The 15,390-nt window shown below is 71.1% G+C and carries 14 protein-coding genes and 1 riboswitch; of the genes, 13 read left to right on the plus strand and 1 reads right to left on the minus strand.

Features of this window, described 5'->3' with window-relative positions:
* Window positions 1-129: 129 nt before the first annotated feature.
* Complete coding sequence (locus AC07FN_RS20135; protein ID WP_478396973.1) at window positions 130-1,101, plus strand: helix-turn-helix transcriptional regulator; 972 nt, start codon at window positions 130-132, stop codon at window positions 1,099-1,101.
* 10 nt (window positions 1,102-1,111) lie between these two features.
* On the opposite strand, the gene AC07FN_RS20140 is transcribed toward AC07FN_RS20135, so the two are convergent.
* Entirely contained in the window at window positions 1,112-2,029 is a 918-nt protein-coding gene (locus AC07FN_RS20140) for an SDR family oxidoreductase (RefSeq protein ID WP_478396974.1), read from the minus strand.
* A 513-nt stretch (window positions 2,030-2,542) separates the two neighbouring features.
* On the opposite strand from AC07FN_RS20140, the gene ftsZ reads away from it, so the two are divergent.
* The 12 genes from ftsZ to AC07FN_RS20200 all read left to right on the plus strand — a co-directional run bounded on the left by ftsZ (window position 2,543) and on the right by AC07FN_RS20200 (window position 15,343).
* On the plus strand, window positions 2,543-3,988 hold the full coding sequence (ftsZ, locus tag AC07FN_RS20145; RefSeq protein ID WP_478396975.1) for a cell division protein FtsZ: 1,446 nt from the start codon (window positions 2,543-2,545) through the stop codon (window positions 3,986-3,988).
* Between the two features lie 110 nt (window positions 3,989-4,098).
* The gene (pgeF, locus tag AC07FN_RS20150) at window positions 4,099-4,803 is read left to right on the plus strand and encodes a peptidoglycan editing factor PgeF (RefSeq protein WP_478396976.1); all 705 of its coding nucleotides are present in this window, start codon (window positions 4,099-4,101) and stop codon (window positions 4,801-4,803) included.
* Window positions 4,800-5,534 (plus strand): YggS family pyridoxal phosphate-dependent enzyme, encoded by a 735-nt coding sequence (locus AC07FN_RS20155; RefSeq protein ID WP_478396977.1) that lies wholly within the window; start codon window positions 4,800-4,802, stop codon window positions 5,532-5,534. Before pgeF ends, AC07FN_RS20155 begins: the two co-directional genes overlap by 4 nt.
* Window positions 5,535-5,606: 72 nt before the next feature.
* Window positions 5,607-6,239: a cell division protein SepF gene (locus tag AC07FN_RS20160; RefSeq protein WP_478396978.1), complete on the plus strand. Its 633-nt coding sequence runs from the start codon at window positions 5,607-5,609 to the stop codon at window positions 6,237-6,239.
* Window positions 6,240-6,258: 19 nt separating this feature from the next.
* Complete coding sequence (locus AC07FN_RS20165) at window positions 6,259-6,543, plus strand: YggT family protein (protein ID WP_093160639.1); 285 nt, start codon at window positions 6,259-6,261, stop codon at window positions 6,541-6,543.
* Window positions 6,544-6,590: 47 nt separating this feature from the next.
* Window positions 6,591-7,424: a DivIVA-like cell division protein Wag31 gene (wag31, locus tag AC07FN_RS20170; RefSeq protein ID WP_478396979.1), complete on the plus strand. Its 834-nt coding sequence runs from the start codon at window positions 6,591-6,593 to the stop codon at window positions 7,422-7,424.
* Window positions 7,425-7,513: 89 nt separating this feature from the next.
* Window positions 7,514-7,936 carry a hypothetical protein gene (locus AC07FN_RS20175; RefSeq protein ID WP_478396980.1) on the plus strand — a complete coding sequence of 141 codons (423 nt, stop codon included), beginning with the start codon at window positions 7,514-7,516 and terminating at the stop codon, window positions 7,934-7,936.
* Window positions 7,937-8,291: 355 nt separating this feature from the next.
* Window positions 8,292-11,441 carry an isoleucine--tRNA ligase gene (ileS, locus tag AC07FN_RS20180; protein WP_478396981.1) on the plus strand — a complete coding sequence of 1,050 codons (3,150 nt, stop codon included), beginning with the start codon at window positions 8,292-8,294 and terminating at the stop codon, window positions 11,439-11,441.
* A gap of 147 nt (window positions 11,442-11,588) precedes the next feature.
* A riboswitch (SAM riboswitch) is annotated at window positions 11,589-11,704 on the plus strand.
* A 40-nt stretch (window positions 11,705-11,744) separates the two neighbouring features.
* On the plus strand, window positions 11,745-13,082 hold the full coding sequence (locus tag AC07FN_RS20185) for an aminotransferase class V-fold PLP-dependent enzyme (RefSeq protein WP_478396982.1): 1,338 nt from the start codon (window positions 11,745-11,747) through the stop codon (window positions 13,080-13,082).
* Window positions 13,083-13,423: 341 nt separating this feature from the next.
* Complete coding sequence (gene lspA, locus AC07FN_RS20190) at window positions 13,424-14,071, plus strand: signal peptidase II (protein ID WP_478396983.1); 648 nt, start codon at window positions 13,424-13,426, stop codon at window positions 14,069-14,071.
* Between the two features lie 41 nt (window positions 14,072-14,112).
* Window positions 14,113-14,997 carry an RluA family pseudouridine synthase gene (locus AC07FN_RS20195; RefSeq protein ID WP_478397035.1) on the plus strand — a complete coding sequence of 295 codons (885 nt, stop codon included), beginning with the start codon at window positions 14,113-14,115 and terminating at the stop codon, window positions 14,995-14,997.
* A gap of 46 nt (window positions 14,998-15,043) precedes the next feature.
* Window positions 15,044-15,343, plus strand: a complete 300-nt coding sequence (locus AC07FN_RS20200) for a hypothetical protein (protein WP_452615543.1) — start codon at window positions 15,044-15,046, stop codon at window positions 15,341-15,343.
* Window positions 15,344-15,390: the final 47 nt, after the last annotated feature.

Consider the following 15,390-nt stretch of genomic DNA (forward strand, 5'->3'; position numbering starts at 1 on the left):
TTCTCGCGCGAAACCGCCATCCGGCACGCCTGGCGGCGCCGTTTTCGCGCGAAACCGGCGATCAGCCAATCTGGAGTCGCGCGGATCGCACCCGGCGGGCTGTCGGTGCGGTGGCGTAGTTTCCCCGGAGTGCGGGCGTCGCGGTTGGTTTCGTTGCTGTGCTTGTTGCAGGTGCGGGAGGTCATGACCGGGCCGGAGCTCGCCCGCGAGCTGGAGGTCTCCGAGCGGACGGTGGCCCGCGACGTGCTCGCGCTCGCGGCGGCCGGGGTGCCGGTGTACGCGGAGCGCGGTCGGGCCGGCGGATACCGGCTGCTCGGCGGCTACCGGGCGAAGCTCAACGGGCTCCACCAGGCCGAAGCGGAGGCGCTGTTCCTCGCCGGCGTGCCGGGCCCGGCGAGCGACATGGGTCTCGGCGAAGCCGTCGCCGCCGCGAGGCTGAAGGCGTCGGCCGCGCTGGCGCCGCCGTTCCGCGATGCGCCGCAGCGGGTGGGGCAGCGGTTCCACCTCGACGCGCCCCGCTGGTTCCGCGAGGCCGAAACCCCGGCGGTGCTGCCGGAACTGAGCCGGGCGGTGTGGCGCGACCGCAAGGTCGTCGCCCGCTACCGGCGCGGCGACGAGGAGGTGCGGCGCGAGCTGGAGCCGTACGGGCTCGTGCTCAAGGCGGGTGTCTGGTACCTGGCGGCCCGCAGCGGCCGGCGGTTCCTGACCTACCGGGTCGACCGCTTCCGCGAGGTGGAGGTCGGCGACGACGAGTTCGCCCGCGACGGGGCCTTCGACCTCCCGGCCTTCTGGGAGGAGAAGTCCGACGAGTTCTCCCGCTCCCTGCTGACCGAACGCGTCGAGATCCGGATCAGCCCGGCGGGCCTGCGGAAACTGCACGCGACGACCGACGGCGCCGCGGCCCGCGAAGCCGAGACGGCCGCGGGCGAACCCGACGCGCGGGGCTGGGTGACCACCACGTTCCCGGTGGAATCCCTGGAAGTGGCCTACGACCAGATCCTTGCGCTGGGCCCGGAGGCGGAGGTCCTGACCCCACCGGACCTCCGCACCCGTCTGGCCGAAGCGGCCACCCGCTTCGCCACCCTCTACGACCTCGGCTGACGCCCGGCGGTCAGCGGTAGTCGGCCGGGCTGCCCGGGTTGCCGGGCCATTCGACTTCGAGGACGTAGCGCCAGGCGTCCGGCTGGGAGCCGTCCGCGTCCGTGAAGCCGTAGACCTTCGCGAGATGCCCGCTGGACAGCGACTCCTTGTTCCAGCGGGCCACCTCCGGGTCCGTCGCCAGCGCGACCACCGCGCGGCCGACGAACTGCGGCGATTCGGAGATGCCGAAACCCTCCGGCGCCGTCGTGGACTCCCGCCAGTTCTCCTCGGTCACGCCGAAGAGTTCGAGCATCATCTCCGACCGCAGCCAGCCCGGCGTCAGCGAAACCGCCGTGCCGCCGTGCTTCTCCAGCTCCTCGCCCTGCGCCCGGGCGAGGCGGTGCGCGGCGACCTTGACGATGTCGAAGAACGCGCCGCCCTCGCTGCGGTAGTACTGCTCGTGGACCTCCGCGGTGCCGTCGGTGAGCTCCACGACCAGCCCGCCCGGGCGCTTGCTCAGCAGCGCCAGCGCGAAGTGGCTGGTGATCATGTGCGCCTCGATGCCGACCCGCAGCCGCTGCAGGCCCTTCGCCAGGTCCTGCTCCCAGATCGGCTTGTGCCAGTGCATCAGGTTCTCGCCGCCGAGGTCGTTGATCAGGATGTCCAGCCGGCCCTGCTCCGCCTCGATCCGCCCGACCAGCTCGCGGACCTGGTCCGGGTCGGTGTGGTCGACCTGGACCGCGATGCCGGTGCCGCCGGCCCGAGTCACCAGCTCGGCAGTGTCCTCAATGGTCTCCGGCCGGTCGTAGTCCGAGCGCTGCGCCCGGGTGCTGCGTCCGGTTCCGTAGACCGTCGCGCCGGCCGCCCCCAGCTCCACCGCGATGCCGCGGCCCGCACCGCGGGTCGCCCCGGCCACCAGCGCGACCTTGCCGTGCAGTTGTCCACTCATGTCTGCGATTCCTCCTCTTCCCGAACGGTTCGGAAGCGAACCTGCCAGCGAATCCGGACACCTGCGGTCAGGATTCCCCGGCGGGTTCCGGGCCACTCGTCGCAGCTCCGCACGCGAAAGGAGTTCATGCACCGGCTCTTCTGCCTGCCTCGACCGGGTGAGCGGTACTCGGGGTACGGTATTGGTGGTGATCACGTCCGCGACGTGATCGCCACCAAGGGGAGGAACAAGACTGGGCTCGCTGCGGCGGACGGACCCGCCGGGCGGCGGTGAAAGCGGTCGGGACGGAAGCGACGAGGTGCGCGGCACAACACACCTGCTGAAACTCCCGGCGTGGCTGCTGGACGCGGGGGCGGTTGCATGCCTACCGTCCGGACCGGGCACGGGAACGGCCGAAGCTCGCATCACGCACCGACAGCGACCGGGGGAACCCGCGTCGGCGACGACCGGTACCGCGGCCGCCCCGGCGGTCGACGCAAAGAGCACAGAGCCACGATCAGGAAGGCGGATCCGATGACGCCCCCGCACAACTATCTCGCGGTGATCAAGGTCGTCGGCATCGGCGGCGGCGGCGTCAACGCCGTGAACCGCATGATCGAGGTCGGGCTCAAAGGTGTCGAGTTCATCGCGGTGAACACCGACGCGCAGGCCCTGCTGATGTCGGATGCCGACGTGAAGCTCGACATCGGCCGCGAGCTGACCCGCGGCCTCGGAGCCGGTGCGGCTCCGGAGGTCGGCCACAAGGCCGCCGAAGATCACAAGGAAGAGATCGAAGAGGTCCTCAAGGGCGCCGACATGGTGTTCGTGACCGCCGGCGAGGGCGGCGGCACCGGCACCGGCGGCGCGCCCGTCGTGGCGTCGATCGCGCGCAAGCTCGGCGCGCTGACCATCGGCGTGGTCACCCGGCCGTTCTCCTTCGAGGGCAAGCGCCGCGCGGCCCAGGCCGAACAGGGCATCAAGGAGCTGCGCGACTGCTGCGACACGCTCATCGTCATCCCGAACGACCGGCTGCTGCAGCTCGGCGACATCGGGGTGAGCCTGATGGACGCCTTCCGGTCCGCGGACGAGGTGCTGCTCTCCGGTGTCCAGGGCATCACCGACCTGATCACCACCCCGGGTCTGATCAACCTCGACTTCGCCGACGTCAAGAGCGTCATGTCCGGCGCGGGCAGCGCGCTGATGGGCATCGGCTCGGCGCGCGGCGAGGGACGGGCGGTGCAGGCCGCGCAGAAGGCGATCAACTCGCCGCTGCTGGAGGCGTCCATGGAGGGCGCGCACGGAGTGCTGCTGGCGATAGCGGGCGGTTCCGACCTCGGGCTGTTCGAGATCAACGAGTCGGCGTCGTTGGTGCAGGAATCCGCGCACCCCGAGGCCAACATCATCTTCGGTACGGTCATCGACGACTCGCTCGGCGACGAGGTGCGGGTGACCGTGATCGCGGCCGGGTTCGACTCCGGCACGCCCACCCACAAGAAGCTCGAACCGACGAAGGTCGGCGCGCGCACCGAGGAGCCCGAGCCCGCTCCGGTCCCGGAGAAGCCCGCACCGCAGCCGGTGGCGAGCGAGCCCGCGCCGCCGCAGCAGCCTGCGCCGCAGCCGCCGCAGCCGCCGCAGCAGTCGACCCCGGCGCCGCAGCCCGCGCCGCCGGTGCAGCCCACCCCGCCGCAGCCCGCTCCACAGGCGGAACAGCCGGCGGCCCAGCCGGTTCCGGCGCAGCCGGAGCCCGCGCCGGAACCGCCGCAGCGGCCGAACCTCGGCCAGCGGTCCGGGCTGTTCGGCAGCGACGGCTCCTCGACCGGGCAGCAGAACGTCTCGGTGCCCCCCCGCGCCACCGGCGGCTACCCGACGCACAGCGGTACCTCCGCCACGGGCCGCCCCGGTGCGCTGTCCAACCGCGGCATCCCGGTTAACGACGACACCGACGACGACGTCGACATACCGCCCTTCATGCGTCGCTGAAGCGCGGTGCCCGCACCGCGCGGCGCATGAGCGAGAATCGACACCGGAAACACCGCGTTTCCGGTGTCGACTTGTGTTCGGGAGGCTGAGCAGCAGTGCGGATTCGGCGCGTGATCACCACGCGGGAGGGCGGGAGTTCCCGGCCGCCCTTCGACTCCTTCAACCTGGGCGGCCGGGTCGGTGACGATCCCGCGGCCCTGGCGGCGAACCAGCGCAAGCTGGCCGACGGCATCGGCCTGCCCGAAGAGCGTCTGGTGTGGATGGAGCAGATCCACGGGCGCACCGCGACCATCGTCGACGGGCCGCAGCCGGCGCCGGTGGAGGCGACCGATGCGCTGGTGACCGCCGAGCCGAAGCTGGCGCTGATCGCCCTCACCGCGGACTGCGTGCCGGTGCTGCTCGGCGACCCGGAGACCGGCGTGGTCTCGGCGGTGCACGCCGGCCGGGTCGGCGCGCGCGTGGGAGTGCTCGTCGCGGCTCTGAAGGCGATGCAGGAGGCGGGCGCGCGACTGGACCGGATCGAGGCGCTGCTCGGCCCGGCGGCCTGCGGTGAGTGCTACGAGGTGCCCTCCGAGATGCAGGCCGACGTCGAGAAGCACCTGCCGGGGAGCGCGTGCAAGACCCGCAAGGGCACCGCCGGGCTCGACCTGCGCGCGGGGCTCTGGGAGCAGCTGGCCGCGGCCGGGATCGCCAAGATCGGCGTCGATCCACGCTGCACCATGGAATCCCCGGAGCTCTACAGCCATCGCCGCGACAACGGCCGCACCGGCCGGTTCGCCGCGGTGATCTGGGCCGAGCCGGAGGAGACCGAGTGAGCGAGGAGCTGCGGCGGGCCGAGCTGGCGGAGTCGCTTCGGGAGGTCCGCGACCGGGTCGACCGCGCCTGCCGGGCCGCGGGGCGCGAGCCCGACGAGGTCGAGCTGCTCGCGGTGACGAAGACCTTCCCGGCATCGGACGTGGCACTGCTGGCCGATCTCGGGCTGACCGATTTCGCCGAGAACCGGGAGCAGGAGGCGCGCGGCAAGGTCGCCGAGTTCGCCGAGCTGCGGCCGGCGGCGGAGGCGCGCTGGCACATGGTCGGGCAGCTGCAGCGGAACAAGGCCCGGGCCGTGGTCCGCTGGGCCGACGTGGTCGAGTCGGTGGACAGCGAGCGGCTCGTCGAGGCGCTGGGCCGGGCCGCCGCGAACGCCCTGGACGCGGGGGAGCGGGAGCGTCCGCTGGACGTCCTCGTGCAGGTGGGTCTGGACGAGGCGACCGGGCGCGGCGGCTGCCGTCCGGATGACGTGTCGGCGCTGGCCGATATGATCACGCGTACGAGTGGTCTTAGGCTGCGCGGCGTGATGGCCGTCGCCCCGTTGGGTGGCCAACCCGATGTGGCTTTTGCCACACTTTCCAAGATCTCCGAGCGCTTGCGCCGTGATCACCCCGAAGCTGGCGAAGTGTCGGCGGGGATGTCCGGCGACCTGGAAAGTGCCGTTGCCCACGGCTCGACCCGGGTGCGTGTCGGAACCGCGCTGCTCGGTGGGCGGCGGTTAACCTCGCCATAGCCGTGAACAGGGGGGTCGAAGGCCGGCCGCCTCGTGCTCGGTGCTAAGGAGTCGCAGAGGAAGGGCATGCCGATGAGCGCTTTGCACAAGTTGAAGGCCTACTTCGGCATGGTCCCGGCCGACGAGGTGGACGACTACGACGACGAGCCCGGCTATCGCGATCGGTACTCCGACGCCGATCGCGATGCCTATGACGGCCCGTCGGACCGGGTCGGCGCGCGTCGCCGGGTCGGCACCCGCGGCGGCTACCAGGCAGAGGCCGAGGCGGAAGCGGACAGCTTCGTCGAGGAGTACCGCGAGCCTGCGGCGCGACCCCGGCGGCAGTGGACACCGGACGCGCCGGTGCGCAGCGTGACACCGGTCGACCCGCCGCGGGAGTCCGTCTCCCGGCTGCGGGCGGTCACCGACACGGGCACCCAGTTCAACTTGAGCAAGATCACAACGCTGCACCCGCGCAGCTACAGCGAGGCCCGCACGATCGGCGAGCAGTACCGCGACGGCACGCCGGTGATCATGAACCTGACCGAGATGGAGGAGGCCGACGCCAAGCGCCTGGTCGACTTCGCCGCAGGTCTGGCGTTCGCGCTGCGGGGCTCGATCGAGAAGGTCACGAACCGCGTGTTCTTGCTCTCACCGCCCAACGTGGACGTCGCGGCGGAGGACAAGCGGCGGCTGGCCGAGGGTGCCTTTTTCAACTACGGGTGAGTGGTGGCACAGTTGAAGCGTGAACCCGGTGCAGATCGTCCTGTTTTACGTTCTGTTCTTCTTCTGGCTGCTGCTCACGGCCCGTATCGTGATCGAACTCGTTCGAGTGTTCGCTCGCGATTGGCGGCCCGTCGGAGGGGTTGCAATCGCGTTGGAGAGCATCTACACAGTGACCGACCCACCCGTAAAGTTGGTGCGTCGGGTGATTCCGACGGTCCGGATCGGCGGCGTCGGACTGGACCTATCGATTATGGTGCTGCTGCTGGTCGTGTTCATACTGATGCGACTGGTGCAGCCCGGGTGACGGGGAACCCGGGCTACCCGCAGCCGAGGAGTGCGTGAGGTGATCTTGTGGGCTTGACCCCCGCCGACGTGCATAACGTCGCGTTCAGCAAACCTCCGATCGGTAAGCGGGGCTACAACGAGGACGAGGTAGACGCATTCCTCGACCTGGTTGAAGCCGAGCTTGCCCGGCTGGTGGAGGAGAACAACGACCTGCGCAGCCAGGTGGAGCAGCTGGAGTCCCAGCTGCAGACCGCGCAGGTCGACTTGGACGACGCGCGCAGCCAGGCCGCGTCGGTTCCCTCGACCCCGGCCGCCCCACCGGAGGAACCGCGCCGGCTTACCCCGGTCCCGGCGCCGACCGCCACCGAGCAGACGTCCCCGGGAGGTGACCACCACGTGCAGGCCGCCAAGGTGCTGGGCCTCGCACAGGAGATGGCCGACCGGCTGACCGGTGAGGCCAAGGCCGAGGCCGACGGCATGTTGTCCGAGGCGCGGACGAAGTCCGAGCAGCTGCTGTCCGAAGCGCGCTCGAAGTCCGACAGCATGGTCAACGAGTCCCGGACCCGTGCCGAGACGATGCTCAACGACGCCCGCACGCGGGCCGAGACGCTGGAGCGGCAAGCCCGCGACAAGGCGGCGAGCCTGGAGCGCGACGCGCAGCGCAAGCACGCCGAGGTGATGGGCAACATCACGTCGGAGAAGAACGCCCTCGAGAAGAAGATCGAGACCCTGCGCACGTTCGAGCGCGAGTACCGCACTCGACTGCAGACCTACCTGGAGTCGCAGCTGCGCGAACTGCAGGACCGGGGCTCGGCCGCGCCCGCCGACAGCAGCGGCAGCCGGTCGTCCGGTCAGCAGGCCAGCTACAGCTTCGGGGCGCGCGCAGCCGAAGCAGGCTGAGCGAGTTCGTCCGCATCGGCGGCGACGGGCTGAACCGCCCGTCGCCGCTGACGTGCATCGGGGGCGTTCGGCGAGGGGCGTGAGGTCGCGTGCTGTTGGTCGTGCTGCTGCTGGTCCTGGTGGCCGGCGGTGTTCTGGCCGGGGCGGTCGCCGCGGGCGAACCGGATCTGGCGTGGCTGTCGGTGCTGATCAGCGTCGTCGGCGTGGCGCTGCTGGTCGCCGATCGGCGGCGGCGCCGGGCCGGGCCGCGCGAGCGGCCGGCGGCGGAGCCCGAGCCGGTAGACGGCAAGGAGCCGGGCGAGGAGCGCAGCAACGCCGCGGAAGCGGCGGATCCGGGCGCCGAGGTGCTGGTGCTCGATGAACGGCCGCGCTACCACGTGCGCACCTGCGAGTGGATCGGTGATCGGAAGACGATCGCGCTGCCGCTGCGCGAGGCCAGGGAGCTCGGCTTCACGCCGTGCGGCCGCTGCGCGCCGAACGCGACGCTGGCCGCCGAGGTCCGCCGCGCGTAGCAGTTTCAATTGAAACCTCGGTCCTTCCCGAGCCCCCGGGGACGGTTTCGAGTGAAACCGCGCACCGGTGAAAACCGCTGGCGGGCGCCCGGTACCCTGGACTGACCAGGCAATGATCCGGCCATCACCGGGGAGCCTCCGGAAGAACGGGTGCCCGGCCTGGGCGCCTCAGTAGAACCGGACGGGTCCAGCCCGTCACAGCTGGCAACGAGTGGTCGTCGGCGTCGTCCGGCGGCAAGCGGGGTGGTACCGCGGATCTCGTGCGGGCATGCGCGCGAGGTGTCGTCCCCGCGTGGGCACCGGAGTTTCGGTGACCGTGCGGCGGAAACGACACACCGCGAGGAGCACAACCGCGATGGCTTATCCCAAGGTTCAGTTCGGCGACGCCGGTGAGCGCGGCGTGGCAGCCCAGCCCGTGTTCCCCGAGATCGAGCGCCAGGTGCTGGATTTCTGGGCCGACGACAAGACCTTCCAGGCCTCGGTGCAGGCCCGCGAGGCCGGCGCCAACGGCGCCAACGAGTTCGTCTTCTACGACGGGCCGCCGTTCGCCAACGGGCTGCCGCACTACGGGCACCTGCTGACCGGCTACGTCAAGGACGTGGTGCCGCGCTACCAGACCATGCGCGGCCGCCGGGTGGAGCGCCGGTTCGGCTGGGACTGCCACGGGCTGCCCGCCGAGGTGGAAGCGGAGAAGCAGCTCGGCATCACGTCGAAGTCCGAGATCGAGCAGATGGGCGTCGCCGCGTTCAACGACGCGTGCCGGGCCTCGGTGCTGCGCTACACCGCCGAGTGGGAGGACTACGTCACCCGGCAGGCCCGGTGGGTGGACTTCGACAACGACTACAAGACGCTCGACCTGGACTACATGGAAAGCGTCATGTGGGCCTTCAAGACCCTGTGGGACAAGGGTCTGGTCTACGAGGGCTTCCGGGTGCTCTGGTACTGCTGGCGGTGCGAGACGCCGCTGTCCAACACCGAGACCAAGATGGACGACGTCTACCGCCAGCGGCAGGACCCGGCGGTGACCGTGGGCCTGCGGCTCAACGCGCCGGGCAAGGCCTTCGACGGCGCGCTGGCCCTGGTCTGGACGACGACCCCGTGGACCATGCCGTCGAACTTCGCGGCGGCCGTGCACCCGGACGTGGACTACGTGCTGGTCGCGCCGCCCAACGCCACCGAGCGCTACGTGCTGGCCGAGGCGCGGCTCGGCGCGTACGCGCGGGAGCTCGGCGAGGACGTGGCCGAGCACGTGGTGGAGCGGGTCAAGGGGGCCGACCTGCTCGGTGTCCGCTACACACCGCCGTTCGACTTCTTCGTCGGCAACCGCAATGCCCACCAGGTGCTGCCCGGGGAGTTCGTCACCACCGAGGACGGCACCGGAATCGTGCACATCGCGCCGTTCGGTGAGGACGACAAGGCCGTCACCGATGCGGCGGATGTCGAGCTGGCGGTCCCGGTCGACGCCCACGGCAAGTTCACCGCCGAGGCTCCGCCGTACGAGGGCCAGCACATCTTCGACGCCAACAAGCAGATCATCCGCGATCTCAAGGACGCCGGGCTCCTGCTGCGGCACGAGACCTACGACCACCCGTACCCGCACTGCTGGCGCTGCGACAACCCGCTCATCCAGCGTCCGGTGTCGTCCTGGTTCGTGGCGGTCAGCCAGTTCAAGGACCGGATGGTCGAGCTGAACCGGCAGATCAACTGGGTGCCGGGGCACATCCGGGACGGCCAGTTCGGCAAGTGGCTGGAGAACGCCCGCGACTGGAACATCTCCCGGAACCGGTACTGGGGTTCGCCGATCCCGGTGTGGGTCTCCGACGACCCGGCCTACCCGCGCACCGACGTCTACGGCTCGCTGGACGAGCTGGAGCGCGACTTCGGGGTGCGGCCGGCGAACCTGCACCGCCCGGAGATCGACGACCTGACCCGGCCGAACCCGGACGACCCGACCGGGAAGTCGACGATGCGCCGGGTGCCGGAGGTGCTGGACTGCTGGTTCGAATCCGGCTCGATGCCGTTCGCCCAGGTGCACTACCCGTTCGAGAACTCGGAGTGGTTCGAGCACCACTACCCGGGCGACTTCATCGTCGAGTACAACGGCCAGACCCGCGGCTGGTTCTACCTGCTGCACGTGCTGGCGACGGCGCTGTTCGACCGGCCGGCGTTCACCAACGTGCTGGCGCACGGCATCGTGCTGGGCGACGACGGCCTGAAGATGTCGAAGTCCAAGCGCAACTACCCGGACGTCAACGAGGTCTTCGACCGCGACGGCTCCGACGCGATGCGCTGGTTCCTGATGGCCAGCCCGATCCTGCGCGGCGGCGACCTGGTGGTCACCGAGCGCGGCATCCGGGACGCGGTGCGCCAGGCGGTGCTGCCGCTGTGGAACTCCTGGTACTTCCTGGCGCTGTACGCCAACGCCGAGGGCGTCTCCGGTGAGTCCAAGGTGGACAGCGAGCACGTGCTGGACCGGTACATCCTGGCCAAGACGCACGAGCTGGTCGGCGACGTGCAGTCCGCAATGGACTCGTTCGACCTCGCGGGCGCCTGCTCGGACGTGCGGGACTTCCTGGAGGTGCTGACCAACTGGTACGTGCGCCGGTCCCGCGACCGCTTCTGGGCAGGTGACCTGGACGCGATCAACACGCTGCACACCGTGCTGGAGGTGACCAGCCGGGTGGTCGCGCCGATGCTGCCGCTGACCGCGGAGGCGGTCTGGCGCGGGCTGACCGGCGGCCGCTCGGTGCACCTGGCGGACTGGCCGCTGGTCGACGAGCTGCCCGCGGACGCCGCGCTGGTGACCGCGATGGACGAGGTGCGCCAGGTGTGCTCGTCGGTGTCGAGGCTGCGCAAGTCCAACAACCTCCGGGTGCGGTTGCCGCTGGCCAAGCTCGTGGTCGCCACCCCGGACGCGGAGGCGCTGCGGCCCTTCGCGGACCTGATCCGCGACGAGGTCAACGTCAAGGACCTGGAGCTGAGCACCGACGTCGCCGCGCACGGTCACTTCGAGATCGCGGTGAACGCGCGGGCCGCCGGTCCGCGGCTGGGCCGCGACGTGCAGAAGGTGATCAAGGCGGTGAAGTCGGGCGAGTGGCAGCGCACCGGCGGCACCGTGGTCGCGGCGGGCATCGAACTGCAGGAGAACGAGTTCGACGAGCGGCTGGTCTCCACCGACCCCGGCGCGGCCTCGGCGCTGCCCGGCGGCAAGGGCCTGGTGGTGCTGGACACCGAGGTGACCCCGGGGCTGGCGGCGGAGGGCCTGGCCCGCGACGTGGTCCGCGTCGTCCAGCAGGCCCGCAAGGAGGCGGACTTCCAGGTCTCCGACCGGATCGCGGTGGCGATCTCGGCCCCGGCCGAGGTCCTGTCGGCCGTCGCCGAGCACCGCGAGTTCATCGCCGCCGAAACGCTGGCGAACGCGGTCGAGTCCAGCGACGTGGCGGACGGCTTCACCGGCACCGTCGGTGACGGCACCGAGATCAAGATCGGCGTCGCCAAGGCCTGATCCCGCGAGGTCGAGGGCGCTTCCCGCCGGATTTCCCGACGGGAAGCGCCCTTCGCGCTTCCGGGGTCGGTGTGACCAAGGCCGCTCCCACGATCCGGGATTGCTGTTGTCCGGTGCCGCGGCGGTTTTCTAAGGTCCGTAGTCGAAGGTCATGAGTGCCAGCGTCAAGCCCCGGCTTGCTGGCCGGCAACCCTCCAACCGCGGTGGGGTGCCCCGGGTGAGGACCTGGCCGGTCGTGCAGGGCGATCCGGCAAGCGCGGACCCCTCCTGGGCGGGTCCGATGAGGCCCCCGAGGAGGCCGTCATGTCTTCTGCCGTCATCGACATCCCGAAGCAGTCCGATGTGGACTACCGGATCCCCGCTGTCGTCGGCCGCTCGCTGCAGGTCCCGCTGGTCACCGGCGAGCACATCGGATACGCGAACCTCGACCACGGGGCGAGCGCGCCTTGTCTGGAGCCGGTGCAGTCGGCGGTGGACGAGCTGCTGCCCTGGTACGCGAGCGTGCACCGCGGCGCCGGGTTCGCCTCCCAGGTGTGCACCCGGGTCTACGAGGGTGCCCGGGACAAGCTCCGGACCTTCGTCGGCGCCCGGCGAACCGACTCGGTGATCTTCACGCGCAACACCACCGACGCCCTCAACCTGCTGGGGCGGGCGCTGCCGCGCGGCACCTCCGTCGTCGTCTTCGACACCGAGCACCACGCCGCGCTGCTGCCCTGGTCGGGTCCGCGGGTGCGCCGCCTGCCCGCGCCGGAAACCCCGGCGGACGCGGTCGCCGCGCTCGACGCCGCGCTGGCCGAATGCCCGGAGGGGCCGCGGCTGGCGGTGATCACGGGCGCCTCCAACGTCACCGGCGAGGTGTGGCCGGTCGCCGAGCTGGCGAAGGCAGCGCGGCGGCGCGGGGCGCGCACCGTGCTGGACGCCGCGCAGCTCGCGCCGCACCGGCCGGTGCGGATCGGCGAGCTCGACGTCGACTACGTCGCGATCTCCGGGCACAAGCTCTACGCGCCGTTCGGCGCGGGCGCGCTGATCGGCCGCGCGGACTGGCTCAACGCCGCCGAGCCGTACCTGGCGGGCGGCGGCGCGACCCGGCTGGTGCAGGAACGGTCGGTCAGCTGGACGACCGGGCCGGAGCGGCACGAGGCCGGTTCGCCGAACACCGTCGGCGTGCACGCGCTGGCCAAGGCCTGCGAGACCCTCGCGGCCAACTGGCCGGACGTCGTCGAGCACGAGGAGACGCTGCTGCGCCGGCTGCGGGCCGGGCTGCGCGGCGTGCCCGGGCTGCGCGAGCTGCGGTTGTTCGACGCCGATCACGACCGTGTGGGCGTGGTGAGCTTCACCATCGACGGTCAGGACCCCGGCCTGCTGGCCGCGGCGCTTTCCGCGGAGCACGGGATCGGCGTCCGCGACGGCTTGTTCTGCGCGCACGTGGCCACGCGGCGGCTGCTCTCGCGGGCGGGCTCGGACGCCGACCGCGCGGTGCGCGTCAGCGTCGGGCTGGGCACGACGGCGGAGCACATCGACCGCCTGGTGAACGCGCTGCGGCGGCTGGTGGCAGTGGGTCCGGTCTGGCGCTACGAGCAGGTCGACGGCCGCTGGGCACCGGTCAACGACCCCCGCCCGCTGCCGGACTTCCTCGGCTGACACCAGGCTCCGTTTCTCCTGGTCAAGACCTGTGAGTACGTCGTGCTGCTATAGCAACACGATGTACTCACGGGTCTTGTTCTTGGTCTTTGAAGCGCCGAAGGCGCTTAGCCCACCTCCGCAACTTGCACCGCCGCGGGTTCTCAGACGTCGCCTGGCGAGGACAGCCCCAGCGCCGCGTATTGGACATACGTAAGTCGGGGATCCCGGAGTCCAGGCGGCGTCTGAGGTTCCGCTACCTGCACTGCTACGCAAAACGAGTCTGGAAACAGCCCAACGTGTTCAAGGGCGCATCGCGGGGAGTGGTCCTGCCGGACCGCGTGCGGGCGGGTTCAGGGACAATGGCTGGCGTGAGCACCGAGCAGTCCTCCCCGAGGGAGTCCTCAGCAGAGCAGGCGGGCACCGAGCCGACCCCCGCGGAACAGGCACCCGAGACGCAGGCCGAGGCGGCGGAGCCGCCCAAGCGCGCCTCCGGGAAGCTGCTCGGGTTGCTGGGCGGGGTCGCCGTGGTGGCCCTGGCCATCGACATCCTCACCAAGGTCGCCGTGGTCGCCAACCTGGAGGGCAAGCAGCCGGTCGAGTTGTTCGGCGGCCTGCTCTACCTCGACGTGCTGCGCAACCCCGGTGCCGCGTTCTCGCTGGCCACCGGCATGACCTGGCTGCTCGCGCTGCTCGCCATCGCGGTCGTCGGCGTGATCATCTGGCTGGCGCCGAAGCTGCGCTCGCCGGGCTGGGCGGTGGGGCTCGGCCTGGTGCTCGGCGGCGCCTGCGGCAACCTGGTCGACCGGATCTTCCGCGCCCCCGGACCGCTGCAGGGGCACGTGGTGGACTTCCTGTCGGTGTTCGCGCCGGGCGGCGCGGTGTGGCCGGTGTTCAACATCGCCGACTCCTGCATCGTCTGCGGCGGCATCCTGGTCGTGCTGATGTCGCTGCTGGGCCGCGACTACGACGGCACGGTGCACCGCCAGAAGAAGGCAGCGCAGTCGTGAGCGATCTTCGAACGCTGCCGGTTCCCGACGGGCTGGACGGCATGAGGGTCGACGCGGGCCTGTCGAAGCTGCTCGGCCTGTCCCGCAGTGCCGTCGCCTCGCTGGCCGAGTCCGGTGACGTGATGGTCGACGGCAACCCGGCGGGCAAGTCGGACCGGCTGGTCGCCGGGGCCTGGCTGGAGGTGACGCTGCCGCCGGCGCAGCAGCCGCTGCAGGTCGTCGCGGTGCCGGTGGACGGGCTCAGGATCCTGCACCAGGACGACGACATCGTCGTGGTCGACAAGCCGATCGGCGTCGCCGTGCACCCGAGCCCGGGCTGGGAGGGGCCGACCGTGGTCGGCGGGCTCGCCGCCGCGGGCGTGCGCATCGCGACCTCCGGAGCCTCGGAGCGGCAGGGCGTCGTGCACCGCCTGGACGCGGGCACCACGGGTGTGATGGTCGTCGCCAAGAGCGAGCACGCGTACTCGGTGCTCAAGCGCGCGTTCAAGGAACGCACCGTGGACAAGCGGTACCACGCGGTGGTGCAGGGGCATCCGGACCCGAGCCGCGGCACCATCGACGCGCCGATCGACCGGCACCCGCGCCACGACTACAAGTTCGCGGTCGTCACCGGCGGCAAGCCCAGCGTCACCCACTACGAGACGGTGGAGGCGTTCCGCGCGGCGTCGCTGGTGGACGTGAAGCTGGAAACCGGGCGCACGCACCAGATCCGGGTGCACTTCGCGGCGATCAAGCACCCCTGCGTCGGCGACCTGACCTACGGCGCGGACCCCGTGCTGGCCCGACGACTCGCTATTACCAGGCAGTGGCTGCACGCGCGCAGCCTCTCCTTCGAGCACCCGTCCGGCGGCTGGGTCACGTTCGAAAGCGACTACCCCGCCGACCTGCAGCACGCGCTGGACGAGCTCCGCGGTCAGGACGGCTGAGCCGGGTACGGTGGCGGACAAGCCTGTGAACGAGCAAGGGGGCTTGATGGCACAGTCGAGGTCGTTCGATGGGTCGGATGCACCGACGCCGCCCAGCGGCATGCCGGTATTCGACGCCGGAGCCGACGCGGACACGCCGCCGGCCGGTTTCACCAGCCTCGGCGACGTGATCAGCGCGGAGGACGTGGGGAAGGCGGCGCCGTCGGTGCTCGGCGCGCCGGAACCGAACCAGGCGGGGGGCGAAGCGGGGGACTGGCCGACGCTGGAGTACCGCAGCCGCACCAAGCCGGAACGCCCCAAGCGCAACAACCCGCTGAACATCTTCCGCCGCGGCAAGGAGTCGTGAGCCCTTCGGGCAGCCGTGGCAGGAAGAGACTCACGGCCCCTGGGTTG

It is taken from the genome of Saccharopolyspora sp. NPDC045941 (assembly GCF_056431445.1).

Excerpts from the sequence above, each read along its gene's own strand:
- AC07FN_RS20140 (WP_478396974.1), bottom strand. The coding sequence starts at position 2,029 with ATGAGTGGACAACTGCACGGCAAGGTCGCGCTGGTGGCCGGGGCGACC.
- ftsZ (WP_478396975.1), top strand. The coding sequence starts at position 2,543 with ATGACGCCCCCGCACAACTATCTCGCGGTGATCAAGGTCGTCGGCATC.
- AC07FN_RS20160 (WP_478396978.1), top strand. The coding sequence starts at position 5,607 with ATGAGCGCTTTGCACAAGTTGAAGGCCTACTTCGGCATGGTCCCGGCC.
- ileS (WP_478396981.1), top strand. The coding sequence starts at position 8,292 with ATGGCTTATCCCAAGGTTCAGTTCGGCGACGCCGGTGAGCGCGGCGTG.
- AC07FN_RS20185 (WP_478396982.1), top strand. The coding sequence starts at position 11,745 with ATGTCTTCTGCCGTCATCGACATCCCGAAGCAGTCCGATGTGGACTAC.
- lspA (WP_478396983.1), top strand. The coding sequence starts at position 13,424 with ATGGCTGGCGTGAGCACCGAGCAGTCCTCCCCGAGGGAGTCCTCAGCA.
- AC07FN_RS20195 (WP_478397035.1), top strand. The coding sequence starts at position 14,113 with ATGAGGGTCGACGCGGGCCTGTCGAAGCTGCTCGGCCTGTCCCGCAGT.
- AC07FN_RS20200 (WP_452615543.1), top strand. The coding sequence starts at position 15,044 with ATGGCACAGTCGAGGTCGTTCGATGGGTCGGATGCACCGACGCCGCCC.